The 23,785-nt window shown below is 35.4% G+C and carries 22 protein-coding genes; all 22 read right to left on the reverse strand.

The window, feature by feature from the left end; translation table 11 throughout:
- Positions 1-2: 2 nt before the first annotated feature.
- Positions 3-953 (reverse strand): class I SAM-dependent methyltransferase, encoded by a 951-nt coding sequence (locus XM47_RS03425; protein WP_048689677.1) that lies wholly within the window; start codon positions 951-953, stop codon positions 3-5.
- Positions 953-2,008, reverse strand: coding sequence for an alpha-ketoacid dehydrogenase subunit beta (locus tag XM47_RS03430; protein WP_048689683.1), 1,056 nt, complete (start codon positions 2,006-2,008; stop codon positions 953-955). Before XM47_RS03430 ends, XM47_RS03425 begins: the two co-directional genes overlap by 1 nt.
- 9 nt (positions 2,009-2,017) lie before the next feature.
- A complete protein-coding gene (locus XM47_RS03435) occupies positions 2,018-2,947 on the reverse strand; it encodes a thiamine pyrophosphate-dependent dehydrogenase E1 component subunit alpha (protein WP_048689686.1) in 930 nt (309 codons plus the stop codon).
- 7 nt (positions 2,948-2,954) lie between these two features.
- Positions 2,955-3,512, reverse strand: coding sequence for an NUDIX hydrolase (locus XM47_RS03440; RefSeq protein ID WP_048689689.1), 558 nt, complete (start codon positions 3,510-3,512; stop codon positions 2,955-2,957).
- Between the two features lie 8 nt (positions 3,513-3,520).
- Positions 3,521-4,534 (reverse strand): GDP-mannose 4,6-dehydratase, encoded by a 1,014-nt coding sequence (locus XM47_RS03445; RefSeq protein ID WP_048689692.1) that lies wholly within the window; start codon positions 4,532-4,534, stop codon positions 3,521-3,523.
- 9 nt (positions 4,535-4,543) lie between these two features.
- Positions 4,544-5,251: a nucleotidyltransferase family protein gene (locus XM47_RS03450; RefSeq protein WP_048689695.1), complete on the reverse strand. Its 708-nt coding sequence runs from the start codon at positions 5,249-5,251 to the stop codon at positions 4,544-4,546.
- The gene (locus tag XM47_RS03455) at positions 5,236-6,402 is read right to left on the reverse strand and encodes an NAD-dependent epimerase/dehydratase family protein (RefSeq protein WP_048689697.1); all 1,167 of its coding nucleotides are present in this window, start codon (positions 6,400-6,402) and stop codon (positions 5,236-5,238) included. Before XM47_RS03455 ends, XM47_RS03450 begins: the two co-directional genes overlap by 16 nt.
- A 90-nt stretch (positions 6,403-6,492) precedes the next feature.
- On the reverse strand, positions 6,493-7,221 hold the full coding sequence (locus tag XM47_RS03460) for a sulfotransferase family 2 domain-containing protein (RefSeq protein ID WP_048689700.1): 729 nt from the start codon (positions 7,219-7,221) through the stop codon (positions 6,493-6,495).
- A gap of 2 nt (positions 7,222-7,223) precedes the next feature.
- Positions 7,224-8,231, reverse strand: a complete 1,008-nt coding sequence (locus XM47_RS03465) for a glycosyltransferase family 2 protein (protein ID WP_048689703.1) — start codon at positions 8,229-8,231, stop codon at positions 7,224-7,226.
- Positions 8,231-11,800, reverse strand: a complete 3,570-nt coding sequence (locus XM47_RS03470) for a 6-hydroxymethylpterin diphosphokinase MptE-like protein (protein ID WP_053084503.1) — start codon at positions 11,798-11,800, stop codon at positions 8,231-8,233. Before XM47_RS03470 ends, XM47_RS03465 begins: the two co-directional genes overlap by 1 nt.
- 20 nt (positions 11,801-11,820) lie before the next feature.
- Entirely contained in the window at positions 11,821-12,777 is a 957-nt protein-coding gene (locus tag XM47_RS03475; RefSeq protein ID WP_048689706.1) for a glycosyltransferase family 2 protein, read from the reverse strand.
- Positions 12,774-13,943, reverse strand: coding sequence for a UDP-galactopyranose mutase (gene glf / locus XM47_RS03480; protein WP_048689709.1), 1,170 nt, complete (start codon positions 13,941-13,943; stop codon positions 12,774-12,776). The genes XM47_RS03475 and glf overlap by 4 nt, the downstream gene beginning before the upstream one ends.
- The gene (locus XM47_RS03485; protein WP_048689711.1) at positions 13,940-14,890 is read right to left on the reverse strand and encodes a glycosyltransferase; all 951 of its coding nucleotides are present in this window, start codon (positions 14,888-14,890) and stop codon (positions 13,940-13,942) included. The genes glf and XM47_RS03485 overlap by 4 nt, the downstream gene beginning before the upstream one ends.
- 7 nt (positions 14,891-14,897) lie before the next feature.
- Complete coding sequence (locus tag XM47_RS03490) at positions 14,898-16,085, reverse strand: acyl-CoA reductase (protein WP_048689714.1); 1,188 nt, start codon at positions 16,083-16,085, stop codon at positions 14,898-14,900.
- Complete coding sequence (locus XM47_RS03495) at positions 16,069-17,142, reverse strand: LuxE/PaaK family acyltransferase (protein WP_048689719.1); 1,074 nt, start codon at positions 17,140-17,142, stop codon at positions 16,069-16,071. The genes XM47_RS03490 and XM47_RS03495 overlap by 17 nt, the downstream gene beginning before the upstream one ends.
- Positions 17,129-18,688, reverse strand: a complete 1,560-nt coding sequence (locus XM47_RS03500) for an AMP-binding protein (RefSeq protein ID WP_216595970.1) — start codon at positions 18,686-18,688, stop codon at positions 17,129-17,131. Before XM47_RS03500 ends, XM47_RS03495 begins: the two co-directional genes overlap by 14 nt.
- A gap of 19 nt (positions 18,689-18,707) precedes the next feature.
- Positions 18,708-19,460 carry an SDR family NAD(P)-dependent oxidoreductase gene (locus tag XM47_RS03505; RefSeq protein ID WP_048689725.1) on the reverse strand — a complete coding sequence of 251 codons (753 nt, stop codon included), beginning with the start codon at positions 19,458-19,460 and terminating at the stop codon, positions 18,708-18,710.
- A 127-nt stretch (positions 19,461-19,587) separates the two neighbouring features.
- The gene (locus tag XM47_RS03510; protein ID WP_048689728.1) at positions 19,588-19,827 is read right to left on the reverse strand and encodes an acyl carrier protein; all 240 of its coding nucleotides are present in this window, start codon (positions 19,825-19,827) and stop codon (positions 19,588-19,590) included.
- Between the two features lies 1 nt (position 19,828).
- The gene (locus XM47_RS03515) at positions 19,829-20,380 is read right to left on the reverse strand and encodes a GNAT family N-acetyltransferase (protein WP_048689731.1); all 552 of its coding nucleotides are present in this window, start codon (positions 20,378-20,380) and stop codon (positions 19,829-19,831) included.
- 4 nt (positions 20,381-20,384) lie between these two features.
- On the reverse strand, positions 20,385-21,548 hold the full coding sequence (gene pseG, locus XM47_RS03520) for a UDP-2,4-diacetamido-2,4,6-trideoxy-beta-L-altropyranose hydrolase (protein WP_048689736.1): 1,164 nt from the start codon (positions 21,546-21,548) through the stop codon (positions 20,385-20,387).
- A 93-nt stretch (positions 21,549-21,641) separates the two neighbouring features.
- On the reverse strand, positions 21,642-22,703 hold the full coding sequence (pseI, locus tag XM47_RS03525; RefSeq protein WP_048689739.1) for a pseudaminic acid synthase: 1,062 nt from the start codon (positions 22,701-22,703) through the stop codon (positions 21,642-21,644).
- 105 nt (positions 22,704-22,808) lie between these two features.
- Positions 22,809-23,783, reverse strand: a complete 975-nt coding sequence (locus XM47_RS03530) for a glycosyltransferase family 9 protein (RefSeq protein ID WP_053084504.1) — start codon at positions 23,781-23,783, stop codon at positions 22,809-22,811.
- Between the last annotated feature and the right edge of the window lie 2 nt (positions 23,784-23,785).

Genomic DNA, 23,785 nt, shown 5'->3' on the forward strand with positions numbered 1-23,785 from the left:
TATCATTTAAAAACTGATTGCCAAACTACCAATGAATAAGCCTCGTGGTATACACCACCAAAACCTAAACGCTTATTTTCTAATATTCTAATTTCACCGGTGGATTCTTTTTGTTGTAGATAAGTTAGCCAAGGACCTAAATAATTACGTTTGGTATGATACTCTTGTGCTAATTGGTCAAAATCATTGTCGCTAGTGTAGTTTTCAATGACTGGCTCTAAATGCACACATAACTTAGGAGTACTTTTAATTAAAGCATCGGTTAAATCTCTATAATTATCACCTAATTGCTCCAATGCATGTACGCTAATAACTGCACTATCATATGTTATCTGCAACTCATCAAATCCTTGTAGCGTTAACATATTTAAATTAACCCCTATGATATTGGCAGCTGTTTTGTGGGCTATTGCATTCACTATCTTTTGAGACGCACTTGCCCAATCAGCGCCAACGAGCTCAGCATTAGGAAACAATTGGTTTAATAACAACAAACTATTACCGGTTCCGCAGCCAAGTTCAACAATCCTATTTTGTCCTTTTAAATAACGTGAAAATATATATTCACGTATCCATAAATCCAATTGGGCTTCAAAGCCCTCGGTTAAAGGCTTGATAAACTGACCGTCTAAGCGAAGGTAATCATACTTGCCAAAATATTGCGGGTTTAGCTGTTGCTTATTAACTCCATGCTGAGTTACATTCTGGTACACCTCGCCCCAACCTTTTTCCCAAACTGTATTATCGTTTGAGCCAGAGACTCGCATCTTTCCCTCAGATAAATCTTGCTTAATGGCGTCAATCATATCAGCAGATTCTTTCGCACTTGGAATTTCATAATTCAAGGCTGGATATGTTTTTGAGATTGGACTTGTATTTTCATTTTCAAGCTTATCTACAATCCAAGTATCAAAATTCAATTGGCAGACTTTGCTACTAGCAACCGAGCTCATTAAAACGGTCCTTTAAATTTTTTGTAAACATCAGCCATAGATTTTTCGTCTGGAATCGGAATATTTTTACCTGAGCCAGATAAGTTAATAATTTTTGAAATTAAACTTTCTAGATTTGGATAATAGAGATCTTCAAGCGACTTTGCCGTTGGGCAAGGTGTTGGCACCATACCAACATTAACAACCGGTGCGGTTAAATACTGGGGAGCATTTTCACAAATAATTCGACTAATCTCAGCAGCAACACCAAATGATACCCAACTGGTATCCGCCACTAACAACTTACCTGTTTTTTTGACACTCTCTATGATGAGTGAGTGTTCAATATCTGTAGTACTATGTAAATCGATGATTTCACAATCTATACCATATTCAGCTAGGTACTTTGCTGCACGAACGGCTTCCAGAACCATTATAGATGTTGCAACTATGGTTACGTCTTTACCTTCTCGTACAATATATGAAGCCAGCGCATCTTTGCCGGTTCTAATTTGATCTCTATCGACGTCGAAATTTAAGTCGTACATCAAACGATGTTCCAGTGAAATCACGGGACCAGAATATTCGTTCAGTAAGTACTGATAACTTTCAATTATGGACTGTGAATTAGAAGGCATTATGACTTTGAGGCCAGGGAAATGAGAAAATAAAGCTTGTGGACTTTGTGAATGTTGCGCGCCCTGTCCCCAGCTTCTACCAATAACGGCACGAATAAAAATAGGCACGTCATAATGTCCACCAAACATATATTTATATTTAGCGGCCATATTTAAAATTTGATTTAAGGCTAAAAACACGAAGTCGGCTCGGATATGTATATGTATTGGCTTAATCCCATTGAGCGCAGCCCCTACACATATACCTGTCATGCCCTCTTCACATAAAGGCGTATCTTGTACTCTGTGCTTACCATACTTTTCAGCTAAACCTATTGTAGTACCAAATATACCTTTGTAATCATCCGCGCCTTGGCCAAATATAATCGTATTATCGTTGTTTGCTAAAGCACTTTCCATAGACTCTCTAAGTGCTTCTCTGTATGAAATTATTTCCATCTTAACTACCTAAATAACATGTTGGTAAAGCTCTTCCAAGCCTGGGAAAGGACTATTTTCGGCAAATTCTATACTTGCTAAAATTTCTTGCATTATTGCTGGTGACAATCGCTCAACCATTTGGGTGTCTGTGCATATTGGATCTAACGATTTCCAATGATTAACAGCATCCTCTGTTCGATAACCACCACAAAAATCTTCACCTGGGCCGACATGCTCTTTATATCTACAAGTCATAATTTCAACAAAATAAGGTTTGCCTGTCGTTCTAACTGTATCTGCAATTTTGCTAAACTCTTTATCAATTTCGATAAAATCATAGCCTTTTTCAATTTTTTGGGTCGCGATTCCATAGCTTTGGGCATGCTCCAAGATGCTATAACTTTGCCGATCTTTTAATTCAGAGTGAACTGCATATTCATTGTTTTCACATACAAAAATAACAGGCAACTGGTGAAGCGCAGCGTAATTTAACGTTTCGTGATAAACGCCTTCTTCAGTCGCTCCATCTCCAAATATAACCACGTTTAACTGATTTTTATTTAATAATTTAGCAGCTAATGCAGCACCTGCTGCATTAGATATACTACTAGCCACAACTGCTGAGGTTCCCATAAACCCTACTTCGGGTGCAGCCAAGTGCATAGAACCACCTTTACCGTGGCAACAACCATCAACCCGACCATAAAGCTCAGCCATCATTGCATTTAAGTCGCCACCTTTCGCTAAATAGAATGCATGCGAACGATATGTGGCAAATAAGTTATCTTTATCTGTTAAAGCATTACATATACCTACCGCGACCGCTTCCTGACCTATAGATAAATGAACAGGACTTTGAATTTTATCTGTTGGATATCTATGTATTATCTCTTCTTCGACTAGCCTTATTTTTAAAGCTTGCTCAAACAGTTTCGTATATAAATTTGGACTCGTCATAAAAGACTCACATATTCAATAAATTATTTTGTTTAGACAGTAAATAACGACTCAACACCGTTACAGGTAATGCAAGGTATATTTCTGAACTCAAAATCATTTCGGATATTTCAGAAAGTGAAAATAAAGCAACTTCTGCTATTTCATGATCATGCGCTTTTCTCATGCTAAATTCATCACAAGATATATCAACAAAGTAAATATATGGCGCACAAGGAAACCGATTTGGACAGAGAATTAAGCTTTCAACCTCTCTGAAACGAGATAACTCAATATCAATCCCGGTTTCTTCTTTTAATTCTCTTTGCACTGTTACTAGTGGAGTCTCGTTCCACTCAGCTCCACCAGCTGGTAATTCCCATGTTATATCATTAATAACTGGGCGTTTTACTTTGACTAGCAAGATGTCTTTTTTATCAACAATCGCAAGCACAGCGACTTGCTTCGTTGCAGGTTCTAGAGTGTAAAAGCTAGACCTATCATTCAGCGTAATCCATTCGTTTGAATATATTTGCTTTGTCAGTTTTAATTTTCTATTTTCTTTTTCAAACTCACTTGCTTTCATTAGATCACTTATCTTTGTAAAAAATTTCTTTTCTTACTAATTTGATCTCTCCAATAGTTCAGTAGATCAAGCATTGTTTTTTCAAATGAGATTTCTGGTTTCCATCCCGTATGCTGTTGAAATTTTGTGGTATTTGGTAATTGTAAGTCTGCGTCTAAAGGGCGAACTCTAATTTGTTCTTGTTCAACTTTAATATCTTTTACGCGCGATAAACTAATTAGATGCATAAGCATGTCTTCTACAGAGCAGGAATAACTCCCACCAATATTGTAGTATTCACCAGCTATTGGGTTTTTAGTGACAAGTAAAAAGTAAGCTCTCACCGCATCCCTTACATCTGACCAAGTTCTTAAGGATTGTAAATTACCCGTTTTAACAATCGGCGGTAACATGCCCGCTTCAATCATTGCTATTTGTTTAGCAAAACTAGATTCAGCAAAAACATCTCCTCTTCGAGGTCCAGTATGGGTAAACATACGTGTTGTAATACACTTTTGATTATATGCTTCTGCATGAAATCGACCAATTAGATCGGTTCCAATTTTAGAAATGGAATAAGGAGATGCAGGATGAAATGAACACTCTTCATCAATAGGTAGCTTTTCTTTAGGCACCCTGCCAAAAACTTCAGACGAAGAACAGACATGGATAACAGGATCGTATTCGGAAAGCCTTAAGGCTTCTAGTAGCCTTTCTGTACCCAAAATGTTTGTATCGAGTGTATGAATAGGAGAAGTAAAACTAGTAGATGGGTAACTTTGAGCAGCTAAATGAAACACATAATCAGGTTTAGCGGCTTCAATAGCATGAACTAGTGAAATATAGTCTGTTAGATCACCATCGATAAAATAAATTCTTTCTTTTCTATTTACATAATCTAATAGGTGCTCAACATTGTCTAATGGACTTCTCCACCGACACATACCATAAATTTCCCAATCAGTATTCTCTAATAAATAATCTACCAAGTGAGAACCGACCATACCAGTTACACCTGTAATCAAAGCACGCTTTTTTTCCATAATAATCTTCTACTTAAATATTGTTTTTGCTGTCTTATATGACTCTGGCGTGCCTATGTCGATAAAGCTAAAGTTATTGACAAAAGCAGTCATCCTATCATTAATAAGTGCTGGAAATAAATCTCTTTCCAAAGAAAACTTAGTCTCTAAAATATTACCAAATACCTTTTTATCAATGACATATATTCCACTATTGACGAAACCAGAACCATTATGACCTTTTTCTAAAAAATCTGTAATCATCCCATTTTCATTTATTTCGATTGAGCCAAATGATGTTACATCTGTTTGGTATGAAGTCGTTATTGTGATTAATGCTTGTTTGGAAAAGTGATGTGAAACTAACTTTGATAAATCAAACTGACAATAAGAGTCACCGTTAAGCGCGATAAAAACGTCCGATTCAAGATGTTTTAACGCATTCTTTATTGCTCCACCTGTATCGAGTTTTTGCTCCTCTTTGGAGATAATAATTTCAGTTGATTGACTCCATCTAGATGCTCTAGTTTCAATATACTCACTTAAATATCCTGTACATAAAATAATTCTTTTTATGCCCTGTGACTGTAAATTTTCGATTAATAGGTCTAAAAAGAATTTATCTCCAATTTGAGCCATAGGTTTAGGTCTATCCGAGACAAGGCTTCTCAACCGAGTCCCTAAACCTCCGCATAAAATAACAGCTTCAGTTACCATAGCCGTTATTTTTGCACCCACTGGGATCTACATGGGATCTTTGATTTATCACATCGATTTGAGTACTTCTGTGCGATTTCAATAACTTCTTCTAACAAGCCGACTTCGAGCTTGGTTGGGTTTAAGCCATCCCTTAAAAAGCAATCGTTACTGGCATGCAAGTCATTCTCAGCGGCTTCATTTCTTGGGTTATCTAAAAATTCCAATTGAGCGCCTGTCACTTTTGAAATAAGTTCAGCCAAAGATTTAATTCTGTGTGTCTCAGTCAATTGATTGTAGATTTTAACTCTTTCACCAGTTGAAGGCGGGTTATTGATCGCAATTTCAATGCAGCGTACCGTATCTTGTATATGAATAAATGCTCGAGTTTGACCACCTGTACCATGAATAGTTAACGGGTAGCCAACCGCAGCCTGCATTAAAAACCGATTAAGCACAGTGCCATAGTCACCATCATAATCAAATCTATTAATCAAACCCTCATTCATTTTTGTTTGTTTTGTTTGAGTTCCCCAAACAATTCCTTGATGGAGATCGGTAACTCTTAATTGATCATTTTTATTGTAGTAAAAAAAGAAAAGCTGATCTTGAGTTTTGGTCATGTGATAAATGCTACCAGGGTTAGCTGGATATAAAAATTCAACTTCATGCTTCTTATTATCTTCGCCGGTAACTTCAGTTTTGAGGTAGCCTTCAGGAATTTTCATCCCTGCTGTGCCATACCCATACACCCCCATGGTACCTAGGTGAACTAAATGTATATCTAACTTAGATTCAACGATTGCGGCACATACATTATTGGTCGCATTTAGGTTGTTATTTACCGTATATCTTTTATGTTTGGAAGACTTCATTGAATAGGGTGCAGCTCGTTGCTCTGCAAAATGAACAATAGCTTCAGGTTTAAAACTAACAATTAAATCCAGAAGTGAATCATAATCTTGAGCAAGATCTATATTATGAAAACCTAAAGTTTTTCCTGAAACTTTTTCCCAGCAAGCTATCCGCTCTTGTATTGTACCAATTGGGGTCAATGAAGAGGCTTCTAACTCTTTATCAATCTCGCGGCGAGATAAATTGTCAACGATAGTGATGTTGTGTCCACAATCTGATAAATGAAGTGCAGTTGGCCAACCACAAAAACCATCACCACCTAAAATTAATATATTCATAACTCACCTAAAAATTAAACCGCTTAATTGTATATCGGTTTTTAAATTGAAAGCTTTAATTGAAATCAATCTACAAGAAAAAGGCTTGCTTTATTTACTTGAGATCATTTTCTGATATCCATAATGTGTAAAATCGTCACTGTAAATTCTATTAATTAAATCAATAATTTCAGGCGTCAAATATCCATCTAATTTACTACAAGCATTGGTCTGATGAGCAGAAAAGATATGAGTTATGGGTGGCTCATCCTCGCCACTAATTTTGCTTAGAACATTAGCAAAATCTTGATTAAAATTTTCTAACTTACCAATAAAACCTAAATTAATTTGTTTAAAAAATAGTTGCTGTGTTTGGGGCCTAAAATGTGAGTTCATGTCGTAACAATCCATTTCATCAACAATCTCCAAAAAACGCTGAAAACTAATGTTGCTCTCTATTTCACTATCAGTAAGAAAAGGTTTAATTTGTTCATAACCAGATGCTTTAGTTTTAATTTTCTGTAAGTAACACGACAAGGCTCTAGAATATGGGGATCTGACAAATGAAAATTTTAGATATTTAGGATCATTTATGATTTCCCAAAATGTTTCTTCTTTAAGCTGGTATGGTTTCACAAAAGCGGAGTGGAACAATGACTGATGTATTACATTTCCCCATCGGTTTGATAGCTCCCCTAGTTCATAGTTAATTAAAGTTTTTTTAATACTACTACAAGCTACTTTAGGGTTTTCAAAATAAACATATTTGTGTTTAAGCGAAATATTAATATTATAATTTACCCAATGCCATGGCATATAACTCATTAATTTATTGTACAAACTTAACCCCGTGAAAAAATACAATCTTTAGCAAAAACTAAGCCAAAAAATTTCCCAGCCAACAAACCTGAGATTCCTCTAGTCGCTATATAACTAATCAATCCTTTTATCTTATGCCGACGACACACCCCACGATATCGAATATCGGCTAAATGTTTAAATAAGTCGCTATTAAATTTTGTGCACTCATTCTGACTTTCGCTTAAAGAGTTTACATATTTACCTAAATTAATCAGTGTGCGGTAGGTGAGGTTTTGACAGCCCGGCCAAATTAAATATGCGAGTAATTCGTTGTCATAAGGCATTGAATTTTCGACATATAGCTTTTCTAGCACTCTTAAATGAGCTAATTGTTGCCGGCTTCTATTGCTTGTACTTTCTTGCTCGCAATGCCTTCGGTAATATAACAGCGTTTGAGATAGATTCGCTAATTGACAAACAGCTCCTAACCTCAACCACATATCATAATCTGCAGCTCCCCTGTAATTAATATCACACTCTATACTGTGTTGGCGTAATTCATTTAATCTAACCATTACACTTGGATTACACATGGCATTATCTATAAACATATGTGCCATAATATCTTGGTGTATAGTGGGAAGCTTATATTCCAAGCTAGATTCACCCAAAATAGTATAGCTTGATCCTACCGCTGCAATATTCAAATTAGCTTGTAAAAAATTATACTGTAATTTTAACCTATCAGGGTGACAAATATCGTCTCCATCCATGAATGCGACTAAATCAGCAGTCGCTAATTGTATTAATTTGTTACGACTAACTATAATGCCTAAGTTAGACGGGTTTCTGATAATTTTAATTCTTTCATCTACGTCAGCACAATTTTTAATTATTTCAAAAGTATTATCCGTAGAGCAATCATCTAAAATAATCAATTCAAAGTTTATAAACGATTGATTTATTATAGACAAAATACATTCCCGTATATAAGTTTCACAATTATATACAGGTAAAAGAACTTGAATTGCTTTTTTATTTGAGAACACTATTTCACGCCATTAATCACAGCATCAATGATTGTTTTAACTCGATTTTCAGTTAATGGTGTGCCTATAAGATTTTCCAACGCCAGCTTTCCTTTAATAAGTGTCCCTCTATTTCCCATTGCATCAAATAATAAATCATTATCTTCAATTGCTTCTGTACACCTTGGTACAGCAAGGTAATCAGGAAATTCAATAAATAAATTTAACTCCATAGCATTATTTAAACTTGTTAAATAATGCTCCTTGGTTAAACCATCGCCTTCAAAAAATTGAAGTTTAGGTATAAAAAGCTCGTACTTATCAACATCGATAGCAAACTGGGACATTAAAATAGAAATTCTCAAATCCAAGATTTCTGGTTTTAAACCTTGCTTAAACTCCTCAATGTCATGTTGAGTTCTGATACTATCAAACCAAAAGACCCTAGACACCCAATCAAACTTATCAAGTCGCTCTAGTAGCTCTAAGCGAGTCGATCCTATTAATATTTTGTCATTATTGTAGTTTAAAGCATCAAGCAGATTCTCAAACCGACAAAAATCTAATTCCTCATCAGAGAACATAATCACACAATCAAGGGAAGAATCAATTTCATTCTTCATTTTAAGATCTCTGCATTCTGCATTTGGTCCATAATGAGCTAAAAATAATTTTGTAAAATCATTTAGCATACTATCAGGTAGGTCATAACCTATTTTAAGGTGACTATGACATAACTTTTTAAACTTAAGGATCCTATCATGTGCCATACTCACTGTTGTATCCAAAGCCCAAGGTTGATATAGGTATCCACTTTTAACTTTATCTAAAAATTCTTGCCATAGCTCAATAAGCTGATTTGCCAGTGAAATGCTCTGCGACTTATCCTCTAACATTGTTAATTTAGAAAGTGCTGCATTGGTGTAATTAGTCGTGCCATATAATAAATAAAACAGTAATGAATCTCCTGTTTTGTAACTCTTAAACAGCATCTCTTTTTGATTATCTACAAATGTTTCTATTTGTTTTATATTTTCAAATGTTATATCTGTTTCATTTAATAACTGTTTCAAATTTCTTTCTAAAATAGTGAGCTCAAATTTTTCTAAAAATCTTGTTCTGTAATTTTTATAACTTTCAATCTCAGCAAATGCTTGCTGCTTAATTTGAGCAAGTGTTCGAGTTTTATCTTCTAGAGTACTACTGACTAAAATCAAATCGATTGGAAGTGGTTGTGAATTTGCTATCTTGGCACCATCACTACAATTAAAACAATCTACTTTAACCTTGGCTAAAGATTGCTCCATTATTGTTTTAGCGACTTTAAATTCATGTTTGGTGTATACAAAAGGTCTATAATTCCCTTCAACCCTTAATGAGGTATTATTCTCCTTATCATACGCATATACCTCATCACCATTATTTTTATAGTAACCAGATTGTGTAGAATGATGCTTTTTCGAATCACTGAAACCAAGGTCGATACCAAATAAATACAACTGATTGAAGCCCAGCTTAGTAAAAAGGTTAATCGCAAAATTTGAAACCGTTGGGAAAGCAAACTGTAGTTCTTCATACTTATCTCGCCCTAAAATTTCCAATGCAGAAACTGTTGATGATTCCCCTTCTTTAAAAGCAACAAATACATCTTTAAACAAATTACAAACGTCAGGATGTATCCCATTACAAGAAATAAGGCTAATTTGTTTTAAATAATCCAAATCACCAACTCTAACACACCAATCGAAACCTGAACGATTCTGCTCAATTTCAGCATGAAAATCAGGTGTAATACCTTGCTTATATAAACTCATCAAAGAGGTACCACATGAAACAATAATAACTTGTTCTTGATACTCTTTTATTGTGTTAATTGAATAATCAAGAGAAGGGCCATTGCCAACTATGAATATGGGTAGATCTAAACTTTTGCTAGGGAGGTTTTTACTAGCTGATTTTGTTAAAAATCTATGTCCTCGCTCTATAATCTCTACTGTTTGAGAAATACCATATCTGGCATGGTCGTAGTACTCCCCCATGCATATTACAACTTGAAGTTGCTCTCTCAACTGTGAAATAGTCTTAACTAAATTAGCGTTATAGTAGCATTGATAAAAATAAGTATTGGCCAAAACATATGGACCAATGGCATAAAATTGATTTAAAAGATCTCTAAATAAATTTGTTCCGTCATCACCTATATTGATATATAGCCTCCCAGAAGAAAGGTCTATCTTTTCTAATATTCCTTTCCAATCTATTGCAAATAAAGATGCGAAAAAGAAATCTCTATTAGGTTCACAGATAAATAGTTTTTCAACTAGGTGCTCCTCTACCAACTTTTCTAGTTGATAGCCTGCCCCTATTCCGAATTGAATTAAGCTTTTAATTTCTTTTGGTAACACAGCCTCATTCTCTTCAGCTTGAGATAATATTTTTTCTGTCTTCTCAATATATTTATAATGACTGTAGTGTTTTAATTTTTTTCCTGTGTAGCCAAGCACTAATCCATCTTTATTTGGATAACGACCAAAATGTTCAAGACTTAATATCGATTCTGTTTTAGGCGATTGACCAAATAGAGTAAGTAGCTCCTCTTTCTTTAAAATGTTCACTTCACCTAATGAATTTTGTATTGGAATAAAATTTTTCGCAGAATAAGATTTAAACTCATGATAAATATCTGGAAAATACTTTTTGAACGCCAGTAAATTTGAGTTAAATATTTCGCTTTTTTCACTCTCAAGTAAAACGTAATCATCCAATTTTGCGCTTGGTGTCCATGCTGGGAGGTAGTCATTAGGATTTTGAGATGCATTAAAATGTATGCCTGATGACTTCAATATATTCCAAGGCTCATGCTTTAAGGTTTTATCTATAGCATCAAATATAGGATGGTTATAATGTTTATAAAAATGAAACCCTTTAATCGGAAAATGCAGGGAAAGTTCATTTATATTATCAATTATATCCCTGCCATCTTTTCCAATTTGAAAATATACCGAAGTAGATTTAAGTTCAATTTGTTCTAAAATCACTTCCCAATCTGTAACTAAAGTAGAACATTGAAAATACTGTAACTCTGGCTCATAGATAATTAGATGCTTTATTTTATAACTATTTACAAGCTCTTTAATGTGTATTCCTAACCCTATACCAAATACTACAAGCACATCTATCGCCTCTGGGGCAGGTTTGAATACTTGATGGATTTGATAAGAATCTAAACTATTTAAACTACTATTAGATAATTCTGCTTCGCTTGGCTGATTAGGATATTCAAAGCTAATATATGGCAAATTATTCGTTATTGTTTGAACCTGATTTTGAATTTCTCGCTCTGGGAATAGTCCATATAATACCCTGCCAGAACTATAATCAACAAAGTTGTATTGACTTTCCTTATTGGCAAAAACAGCGATATTTTGACTTGAGATATTTTGTACGCTAGGTATTAAGGAAGGTATGTGGCGAGCAAAAGCTGTTAAGTTTTTTTTATGTACCATCTGTATATGTGATGATAATTTTTGCTCTAATACTAATTGTTTTTTTTCATCTTTTTCAACATGAAAACGAATATCTTTAAGCATAATACGCCTTTCGTTATAAGCTAAACAAATTCTAAAATATTGTTCAGTTGTGAATACTCTTTATATATCTCGCTAGATTGGCTTAAATTATGAGTTTTACAATACCTATACCAACGCTCAAAAATGCAATAATATGGGTCTGCAATACGATTATTAAAGTTATCAAATAGCTTTGAGATCCAAGTTCCCATTGATGTAAGCTCTAATTGATTTTCACATTTTATTTTAAGCACAAACTTCCAATGTAATTCCAGCTCTTGACGCGTTAACTCCCCCATAATAAATTCTAAATACCTTTTAATTATTATGCGGTGCAATCGATTTTGATGCTCTACTTGGGTACTACTTGTTTGTGTATTATGTATCCTATATTTAGTCAAAATTTGAGGGATGTTGGCAAATTTCACTTCTGGCTTTTCAATAATCGCTCTAGTCCATAACTCTAGGTCTTCAACACCATCAAACTCAGGTTTGTACTGAAATTGCTTATAAAAGCGTTTTCTAACTAATATTCCATTGTGAGCGAATCCATTATGCCTAAACAACATCATTGCTTTAATAAATTCATCATACTGTCTGTAGTACCATACTTCTTCCCTGAGTCCAAAAAGCTCCAACCAACTACCCACAATATCTACATCAGCATTATCATCAAGAAATTTTTTTTGAATTTGGATTCGACTAGGTATTGATAAATCATCTGCGTCCATTCTAGCTATATAGTCACCACTAGCATTTTCTATCGCTAAATTTAACGTTCTTGAAATACCAATAGAATCAACAGAAAAAACCTTAACTCTATTATCTTCCTTAGATATTTTTTGTAATAAATCTAAAGAACTATCAGTTGAACCATCATCTACACATATAATTTCTAAATTTTGGTAAGTCTGATTCCTGATACTTGAAATCGCAGCTTCAAGATAAGGTGCGCAATTATGTACAGGGATGACAACGCTAATTAAATCCTGCTTCATGAATAAAGCTCATAAAATTTATCTAGTGCATTACCTATAGCATCGTCCATATTAAAGTACCTGTACTCAGCTAAACGTCCAATAGCAATTAGATTTTGTACTTTTTCCACTTTAACTAAGTACTTTTTATGTGCTGAAATTTGCTCTTCGCTAAAGACGGGGTAATACGGAATATTTTTTTCAAGATCGTTTTTATCATAATCCTGCGGATATTCTTTAACAATGGTAGTAGATTCTAACTCATACTGTTCATTGATATGTTTGAATTCAGTAATCCTAGTAAAATCATTATCATTTGGATAATTAACCGTTGTATGAGACTGATAAATTTTTTGACTATGCTGTTCAAATTTAAATTGTAAAGAACGGTAACTCAATTCGCCGTATTCATAGTCAAATAGCTGATCTAACATTCCTGTATAAACTAATATTCCTGTGTAATGCTCACCTTTTTTATCAAATAAACAACCTTGTTTTAAACAAATAAGCTCATCAAAAGTCAATTCAGTTTTAACCGTGATATTTGGATGAGATAGCATATTATTGACTAATGCTGTGTATCCATCTTGAGGAATAGCTTGGTACTTATCATGAAAATATCTATCATCATGAGACAGTAAGACTGGAACTCTTGCTGTAACCTCAAAAGATATATCTTCAGGTTTGCAGCCCCATTGTTTACAGGTATAGTTTACAAAGACTTTCTGATATATATATTCAGCTAGCTCTTTTAATATCGGGTTCTTTGCTTCTTTCAATTTTAAGATAGGTATCTTGCTTCCTTCACCATACGTAGAAATCAAGAGCTTAGTTAACTCGCTTGATTTGTCGGTATCAAAGGATTTGAACAACGAGTTTAAATTAAAGGGGACTGGGATTAATTTGTTATCTATATTTGCCACTACTTTGTGTTCGTAATTTCGCCAGCTTGTAAATTGACTTAAGTAATTCCAAACATCTTCATTATTAGTATGAAATAAATGTGGGCCATATTGATGTATTCTTACCCCATTAGTATCTAATTTATCGTAGCAATTTCCAGCTATATGATTACGCTGTTCAATAACTAACACACTTTTATTTTGCACACTTGCAAAACGCTCTGCCATTACAGCGCCAGAAAAACCAGCCCCAACAACTACGACATCAAAATCACTTACTTTCATAATTGCAGCTCTTGCTTTAATTTGTCTGGGTTTTTCCTTTGTTCATAAGCTGTAAAATGTCTTTCATCAAAAAATTTACCATCTGCAACTGAATCTTCAATTAGCTCAAGAAATAATTCATGTTTACCACGGCGTAAAAAATATAAAGCAGCGGCAAATTTATGATGATTAATACCTCTTGTTATAATTTCCTCTTCAATACCAAATGTCTCCCTAGCTCTGACGCAAGCTTCACAAATATCCGCTAAAGATTGCATACGACGTTCTACAGAACGAGCTGTTTGGGCCCCAAAGCTTTGGTTATGAATTCGATAACGCCCTAAAACCGTCTCAATAAAGTCTATACTCCCCTTCAGATATCCAGCATTTAAGATATAAAAAGGATAATCCAAGATAATTTTACAAAAATCAGGAACTGTATCTAATAAATGATCATGTCTGCGAAACATCACAGAACTCGCTTGTAGAAAAGTTCCGTAGAGAATTAAGTGATTCACATTTGCTGATTGAGGTATGTGCTTATTATTATAAAAAGAATCACTATATGGTCTTATAGATTGATTAGTTTCTGAATCAAACATATCTGATTCATGATACACCATTGAACAAGTTGAATGGCTATCTAGATAATTAACTTGTGTTTGTAATTTTCCCGGTAAAGCTAGATCATCACCATCCATATAAGCTATGTAGCTTCCTTCCGCTAGAGTTAAAAGGGTTCTAATATTTTCAGCAAGCCCTTGATTGCTTTTCTTTAAAACACTTTTTATTAAACTTGGATAAATATTTTCATATTCTTGTATTATATTTGCCGAATTATCCGTTGAAGCATCATCACAAACTATAATTTCATATTTAAAATTAACCTCTTGATTTACCAAAGACTCTAAACACTGGCCGATAAATTGTTCTAAATTATAAACGGGTACGATGACGCTTAATTTCATATTAAATTCATATCCTGTCATTGGCGTTGAAGGCCTCTAGCAAATCTACCCCATCCCAATCTGTATCAAACTCTAAGGCTTTACCTAGATCCGTTTTGCGTAAGCCTAAGTTTAACTTATCCAATAACTGAGTTTGATTGCTAACAATAGTTTGTAGCTTCTGCGATGCTTCAATTGCCTGCAATTCGTTAATGTCAGTTTCTAAAACTAGACCATTCCCTGTGTGGCTGATTAACATATCCGCAGTCAGTTTTTTGACTTTTGTCCGGCCAATCGGCCCTATTGTTTGTATCTTAGCAAATGACTTGCCAGAATTATCTGCTAATTCCAAACCATACTCCATAGCTAACTTTTGTAATAGCACATGCTGCTCGACTTTATTGCTGATTGTCAGCTTATGTTTTGCTTGAGTTAATAAAGTTTGAATTTTCTGCCAAAATTGCTGCTGAATATCTGTTTTAGTTTTGTACCAATATATCGCTTTAGGAGATGAACAAGCTTGTTGATTAAAAGGTAACACATCAGTTAAAAATGCATTAGCGACAGCGCTAATGTCTGTCTTAGCCGTGAGTTGCATTAACGCGACTGAGTACCGGTCAGGGAAACAAATTTGTTTAGTTTCCGCAGCTATATCAGAAATAGCGGCAATCGCGTTATCGCCTCCCCAAATTACCCTCATATCACACCACTGGCTAAATTGAGTAGTCACTTGAGATTGCAAAGCTGAATATTCAACCACAGCAAGATAAGGTTTAAGTGCTTTGCCTAGCTCAGTATTGAAATAAGCTTTTATCACTTCGATCAGTAAGCGAGTGGTATCACCACTTCTTTCACTAATGCGTACAATATTTTGATTACCGGATAAGACCGAAATTAAAGCTGAGTACAAGAAAACTGTGTCAACATTAGCCGGAGCGATGTGAAAAATTTGGCCTAATTTATCTTTATTTAAATCATTACAAATTTTGGGGTTGCTGCTAACCCTAGCTTTAATTTCGGTTAAATGTGTTTTTCTAAACCAAAAAGCTAAAGCTATTATTTCTGGGTATTGTCTTAACTCAAGCTGTTTAAAAATGAAATCAGCTAAACCGCTGACAGCATCAATTAAGTCGTCAGACCAAGGTGTTAATTTTTCTGCGTCTGTTAATTTAATATGCCAATTAACTAGCTCGTTAAATTTAAGAGAATGTGTCACTGCATCCCCTTACCTGTGCTTTCGGCACTCTGCCATGAATAACAAAATATTTTCCTTTTCTTCCGCATGCACAATCGTCTTCACCTATAATTTGGCCAAGATCCTCGGTTAAAATACAATGTCCTGGATAACTAGAAGCCAAAACTGAGTTTACTTGCACTAAACCTTGCACACCGAATGGCACTGGCGATAAATCGTTAATATCTCGAATTAACACATCAGACCAAACTGGCGCATGTAAATAACCTTGTTCGCATTGCATATAAATAGTGCCTGTTTGTTCTACCATACCATAATAGTCGTGAACTTTAACCTCACCTAATTGCGTTTGGATCCCAGCTTTAAATGCAGAGTCAGTAATTGCATTTTGCTGCATTTTTTTCCAACCACCACCGTGTATCAGTACCGCATTCTTTATATCAAATTTAAGATCTCTGGCTTGTAAGGCTTGAATGAACTGCTGCCAAACAATAAAAGTAAAACCGAAAATTAAAATATTATCATTTTTATATTTATCAAAGAATTCAGTGACAGCAGGTTTATCAAGCTGCATATTTTCATCTAATGCATAGCAATGGTTTCGACCAAAAAATGATAAGCCTTGCAAGCCTGCTGCTCTGGCTGTCATACCACCCGCTTGAGATAAAGTCGCCTTGCTATCAACCAATAACATAGGTCTTCTTTGCTTGCCTAACCAATGTTGCAAGGTTTTCACTAATATCTTACTTTGTAATTTTGCTGATTCAGAGTCTAAGTAAATTTTAGATTGCGCACCACCTGTACCAGAGGATCGCATCACACGAAAAACATCGTCCTGAGCTATGCTAGTTAAATCGTAATCTTTAAATAATCGAGCAAATACAGGTGGAATAGTTACTAACGAGTCAGGCGATTGACTCGCATTTGCTCGAATCAAATTTAGATACAGTGGATTTAACTCACAATGATGCATAGTCAAAGATAGCAGTTGTTGCTCAAGCCAAGCTTGCTTCTCTATTTTATCAAGCTGATAAATTGGCATGTCAATCAATTCACTCTGCTCTTTATCTCTGTGCATTCTCAACTTTTTCCATTAGTAATTGAGTCAGCTTGACATAATCTATTTTATTATTTGCTGTCATAGGTATCGCTTTAATGCCATAAACCTGTATAAATTTAGGGTGACAAGATAAATAGTTAGATAACTGACTAATTAAAAATTCATCTGACACGAGTATGTCTTGGCTTTCATTATTTGTTACATGGCAAATTTGTAACTTATCGTCTTGACCAACTAACACCATCTCTATCAATTGACTTGATTCGGATTGTATTAAATTTTGTAAGTAAACTTGGGCTTCATCTAAATTAACCCTTTTTCCGCTTAGTTTAATAAAGCGCTTTAAACGACCCGTTATTTTATAATTACCGAGTTCGTCAACAAGCGCGATATCACCCGTATGCAGCCAATCGCTCATGTCAATATGTTTTAAATCATCCGGCGATTCAGCAATCCCGAGCCCGACATTCGCACCGCGATAGCATAACTCGCCTTCAATATTAGTTTTATCGACCGTATTACCAGCTTCATTAATAATTTTAAACTCGCCATTTGGAATCGCTTTCCCGATATAGCCAATTTTATCTGTGGACTTGGTAAGCTCCAGATAAGCCATGCGAGCAGTTGCTTCAGTTTGGCCATACATAATAAAAAGCTGTTTTTGCTGAACTAAACAATAATCTAATACATTTTGACTAAGCGCTGAGGGCATAGCACCACCAGCCTGGGCATAATAATTAATACTCGCAAGCGGCAGTCGATGAAAGCCTAGCTGTGACATTAATTGAAAGGTATAAGGCACGCCATAAAAGCCAGTTGGCAGATGCTCTTTTACTAACGCCCAAAATGGCTTTTGCATTATATTCGTATCGGTTAATACGATTGACGCGCCTTGGGCAAGGTGAGTATTAATCACAGATAAACCAAAGCTATAAAATAATGGCAAGCTAGTAACCACACTAGACTGAGGATCTATTGGTAAATATTGGCAGATAGCTTGGCTATTATGTAGCAAGTTAGCTCGGCTAATTTTAACCAATTTAGGACTACCTGTTGAGCCGCTTGTGGTTAATAGCAAACAGATATCTGGATGAATTTGAGTTTTACGGCTGGAGCAACCCTTCGAGCTTATTTGCCAAGTTTCCGATTCAAATTTAGCAATTAATTCAGGTTGATATATGTGCTTTAAATGATCTTTTTTATCATGGCTAAGCTGTGCATCGACTAACATAACGCATTGGTTTAACTGAATTGCAGCTAAATAGCAGACTAATACTTGGAGCCGATTCGATGCTTCTAGAAATATCAGAGATTTTTTTTGACTATTCGCTTGCTGGGCTGAATTTTCAGCGTTAACGCCTGTATTTAAAGCTTGTAACAAGCTTTGCTTTTGTAGCTGGATTAACTCAACTAGCTCGCTATAACTAAATTGCGTTTGACTTGCGGCGTCATAAATCAGCCCCGTTTTAGTCGATAAGAATTCAGAGTCAAAAAAATCGCTACAACTAAGCTGGCTTATTTGTTCTGTCTTAATTTGCCCTGAATCAATTCGATTTGTGTTCATTCGCTCCGAATTAGAAAATTTAGCAGCCAAGGTTTAACCCACCATCGACAGCTAAATCTTGCGCCGTAATAAAACTGGCTTTATCCGATAATAAAAAGCTAATCGCAGCTGCGACATCTTCTGCTTTACCTGTTCTTTGCATACAGGTTTGCTGGCAGATTTGTTGTTTCTGCTCAGCGTTATAATGCTCGGTCAGTCCAGTTTCAATAAAGCCTGGTGAAACTGAATTCACTCTAATATTAAGTTTACCTAGCTCTTTGGCTAAACTTTTAGTTAAGCCAAATAAACCAGATTTAGCAGCGGCATAAACACTCTGCCCAGCGCTACCTTGATGGGCAACAATAGATGAAATAAATACAATACTACCAAGTTTATTCCGGCTCATTAGTCGACTTGCATATTGAGCTAAAACAATAGCTGAAGATAAATGTATAGATAGTTGCTGCTGAATTTGTTCTGGTTTAAGCATGAGTAACGGCGTTTCAAGCATATCCCCCGCACAATGAACTAAGCCGAATAAATTCACCTTTAATTTATTGATATCCGTAATAATAGTTTTGACGTTATCTGGATGATTGATATCTAAATGTGAGCATTCAAGCAAAACTGGATATTCAGCTTTAATTTCGCGACATAGTTCAGCCAACTTAGCTTGATTTCGACTCTGTAAAAATAGCGAATAGCCTTGGGCCGCTAAGCATTTAGCTGTGCTAGAAGCAATACCGCCAGTCGCACCTGTAATTAATACCATACCTAAATTTGATGAATTCATTGGATTGTCTCTCACAGATGAAAATCTAGATGTAACCTTTACGACCAATTAAGTCTGCGGCTCCCCCCCAAACAAACATATTTAATGGGTATCGCATATAGAACTTAGCTGCTAAATAGCTTAACAGTTAAAACTCAATATCGTATTTGCTTAAAATTTCTTTAGCTTTAGCAAACGAGCTCATATCAATAATGTCATCTGTGTCTAACATTAAATCAAACTGACTCTCTAACTCGGCTATTAGCACCATGTGCGCGGTAGAATCCCATTTAGCGTGCTGGCTATAAGCCAAATCATCTTTCACTTCAGTTTGCTCTACGCCAAGTGCGGTAACAAATGCTGCTGATATTTTGTTTAAATTGCTCAATTTAACCTCTACTTAACCAATTTTTAATTTGAGTTGTCGCTTTATTATAATTATCGGCGGTTAACTCAATTGCATTAAATTCATCATTATCATCTTCGCCAATTAAATAACCTAATTGCTGATTATATTTAAGCGCAGCCAGATTTGTTTTTCTTACCTTACTAGCCAAACGGTCGATTTTAAGATGCGTAAAAGCATAGTCGTTGATTACTAATGACGGCGCAAATGCAATAAAATTATTCTGGTATTTATCATTACCTATATACAAACCTACCTCAGCTTGCTTCGCCGTTAATAAGCTATTTGTATCTAGAGCTCGAATATTAATCACACCTATTGGTTGTGATTTATAATCAATCATAAAATGCTGTTGGTCTTGTTTCTGACCCAATGAATAAAACCAAGCTTGTTGTTGCTCCCGACTAATTAGATCCTGATTTACCATTTGCTTACGCACAAAATCAGTATTTCGCCACAGTCGAACCTGCTCTATATCTGGTTCAGCCAGCTGTGCTAAATTCACTGCATAAGCTGATAATTTGGGTTTTAACATAGCTTTAATGATTCTTTCTTAATATGGCCAGTGCGCAGTTATAAGCACCATCGACCACTTTATTTGGGGTATTCTGATACATATTATCAAGAACATCAGGATTCAGCACTGAGAGTAAACTAGATTCTAACTCTGCCGAATTAAATGCCTCGCGACAATCTAGAACTTTACACCAAGCCTTGTTTTCAGCATTTCTGCTATTAAACCATTGATTATCATAACTAATCAATAATATTGACGGTGTTCGACAAGCATAAAGTTCAAATTGGCTTGTACCTGCTGCAGAAATAGCCAGTTTCACTCGCTTAAAAAAATCTTTTATATTTTCAGGGTTATATACCAATTTAAAATTAGCCGGCATAGATTTAAGCAAATCAATCACTTCCTCTTTGGCTTTAAAGGCAACACCAACTACGACATAAACAGGCATAGTTAAATAGGTTAACTTTTTAAGTACTTGTAAAACCTGCTTAGTATAATTTTTAGGGTCTGCGCCCCCTAGCGTCACTAAAATCCCATTTCTTTCAGCAAATAGAAGGCTAGTATCTGTAATAAAGCTTTGTCGTAAAAGTCTATAATTATCGCCACATAAAATATTTTCAGGCTGTGCTAAAAAGCTAATACTTGAGCTTTTCTTTAATTCAATATACTGAGTTTTAACTTCACTGGTCGAAGATGGGTTGACAATCCAATCACTAAAATGACAACAATGGTCTAAATTATCATCAATCGAAATAACTTGAGGCAATTGAGTTAACAAAGGCAATTCGGAGCTATAAGAGCAATCTGTAACAGCTGATGTTTGAAAATCTAAATTAGGTATCGCTTTGTAGACTTGCTCTCTATAATCGAGATCAAAGTGATAGCCATCCAGCACGATAAAATGTGCTTGGTATTTTTTGACCAGGTGAAGTAATTGAGATATTTCATCATTAACACAACTACTTGGCTCTTGACTAGCTAAACTTTCTTGTTTTAGCACTTGATATGCAAACTCAAATTGAGGCAAAGCTTTAATAAAATGTTCAGTTTGTGGCGAAACAACAAAGATACAATGTAGCCCTGCTTTAATAAAACCTTGAGCTAGTGCAATACAGCGCATAATGTGCCCTGCGCCAATTTCACCACCCGCATCAACTCGAACTAAAACATTGTTATTATCATTCATTTATAAACTGTCTTATCGATGAATAGAAGTGTGCAAAGGGTAGAAAAATCACATTTATAGCTTAGTCTCTTTATACGCATTTACACTGAGTTTTTAACATTCAACGAGTAAATCCCATTGTATTGGCGTGCCTGCTTTAATGAAATTATCTGCGCGCATTTGCTTTACTTTAGTCCAATGCTTAGGCGCTAAGCCAAGTGCTGGCCGAACAATTTTTATATTAGTTTCATCTAACAGTTCACCCGCTTTTATATCTTGGTATGCGAAAATAGAGCGGCGGTAATATTTGGATTTTGCTTCTGCTGCGCTACCACCATAAACAACTTTCCCCATAGCTTGAAAAGCATCATTTGCAGATTCGCATAATAGTTTAAATTCTACTGGTTCAAGCGAAAATTCAGCGTCAACGCCGCCTGCATTTCGATCCAACACAAAATGTTTTTCAATCACGCATGCGCCTAAAGCGACTGAAGCGGTTGCAACGCCGACACCTCGAGTGTGATCAGATAAACCGACTAAGCAACCAAATTGCTCTTTTATATCAGCAAGTGTATTTAAGTTCGTGTTACTCGGCTGTGCAGGATAAGTACTGGTGCATTTGAGCAAGATAATTTGGTCATTTCCTTGCGACTTAGCAGCGGCTATCGCCTCTGCTATCTCAGCTTCGGTAGCCATGCCCGTAGACATAATTAAAGGTTTACCTGTTGCAGCCGCTTTTTCAATAAGTGGTATATCAGTTAATTCAAAGGAAGCGATTTTATAACAAGGCACATTTAAACTTTCTAAAAAGTCGACCGCAGGCTCATCAAATGGGGAACTAAAGGCAATTAAACCAAGTTCATTGGAATAATCAAACAGCACTTTATGCCAGCTATATGGCGTTGATGCTTTTTGATAAAGTTTATGCAAGTGCTCACCATACCAAAGCGAATCTTTTTCATTAATTCTAAAATTATCAGAATCAATATCCAGCGTCATAGAATCAGCAGTATAAGTTTGTAGCTTAATTGCATCCACACCTGCTTCAGCGGCTGCTTTGACCATTTGTTTGGCAAGGTCTAAATCTTGATTATGATTACCTGATAACTCAGCTATAATAAATGGCTTAGAACCTGATCCAATCGAATAATTTGCAATGTTTATGTTTGTTTTCATATTTTATTTAAACAGAATTATGACGCTGAAAATATTAGCGTTTAATTAAAGCCAGCACTGTATTTAACCGGTTAATAAAGCGCTGGTAAATGGGGTCAACTTAGGTTAGCTGAAAATTGCCTCTATCTTATCTATGATTTGTTCCGAACTCGGTAAATTCTCACCTAAAATAGGTAATATATGCTCTGGACATGTTAAATTAACAGAACCTGAATCTGTCAATAACACAGCTGGGCAGTTAACAGATTTAGCTAACCAATAAAGCTCAGACGGAAAAGAAATCATTAAATCAGTCGCCTTTAACATAGCCAATAACATTTTGATTGGTGTATTACTTAATGACTCTTGCCAAACAAAGTAGCCTTTTTGCTGCAAATTATTTTTAAGTTCGGCTAGCTCCGGGTAAGCAGATAAACCTTCATTAGCAAGCAAGATAACTTTTTGTTTCTCAGCCCTTTTTTGTAATAATTCGTCCGCTGGAACATCGATTGCCATATCAAACTCTAGGTTATCTAACTGGCAACATTGAGATAAATAATATTCAGGATAACCATTTTCCGGCACATAACGAGATTGCCACCACCTGGTATACCATTTTTCCATACCGCTAAAGGTACTTTCCATATAACGACTTGGCTCTTGAACATACTCAGGTTGTAAGGTTTGTGCTTGGAAAGACTCAATCAAACCTTGAACCGATAAGTTCATGCTATTGCCCATGAAACGTTCACCAGCATCTTTTAAGAATCGGCTTAAGAAGCAAGGCATAAAGCTAGTATCTAAGTTGATAATTTGATCGTATGCTTCACCAATTATTTCTTCAGCTAAACCTAAAAATGCTTCCATCGCTGGTAATAATTCCGCAGGCCAAGCGTTTTTCGCCAAATGTTTTACTTTCACGCAAGGCTCTGCGAGTTCAATAATGTCTTTCCCTTCAGCAAAAGTTAAAAAATGTATTTCAGAATTAGGATACATTTTTTGATAATGACGTATTGCTGGTAAGCCAATTGAAGCAACATCAGCCAAACCTAAAAAGCGAATAATCAGTATTTTAATTTGTGTAGTTTGACTCGATTCCATCT

Origin of the sequence: Catenovulum maritimum (genome assembly GCF_001050375.1) — a bacterium.
In the GTDB taxonomy this organism is placed as follows: domain Bacteria; phylum Pseudomonadota; class Gammaproteobacteria; order Enterobacterales; family Alteromonadaceae; genus Catenovulum; species Catenovulum maritimum.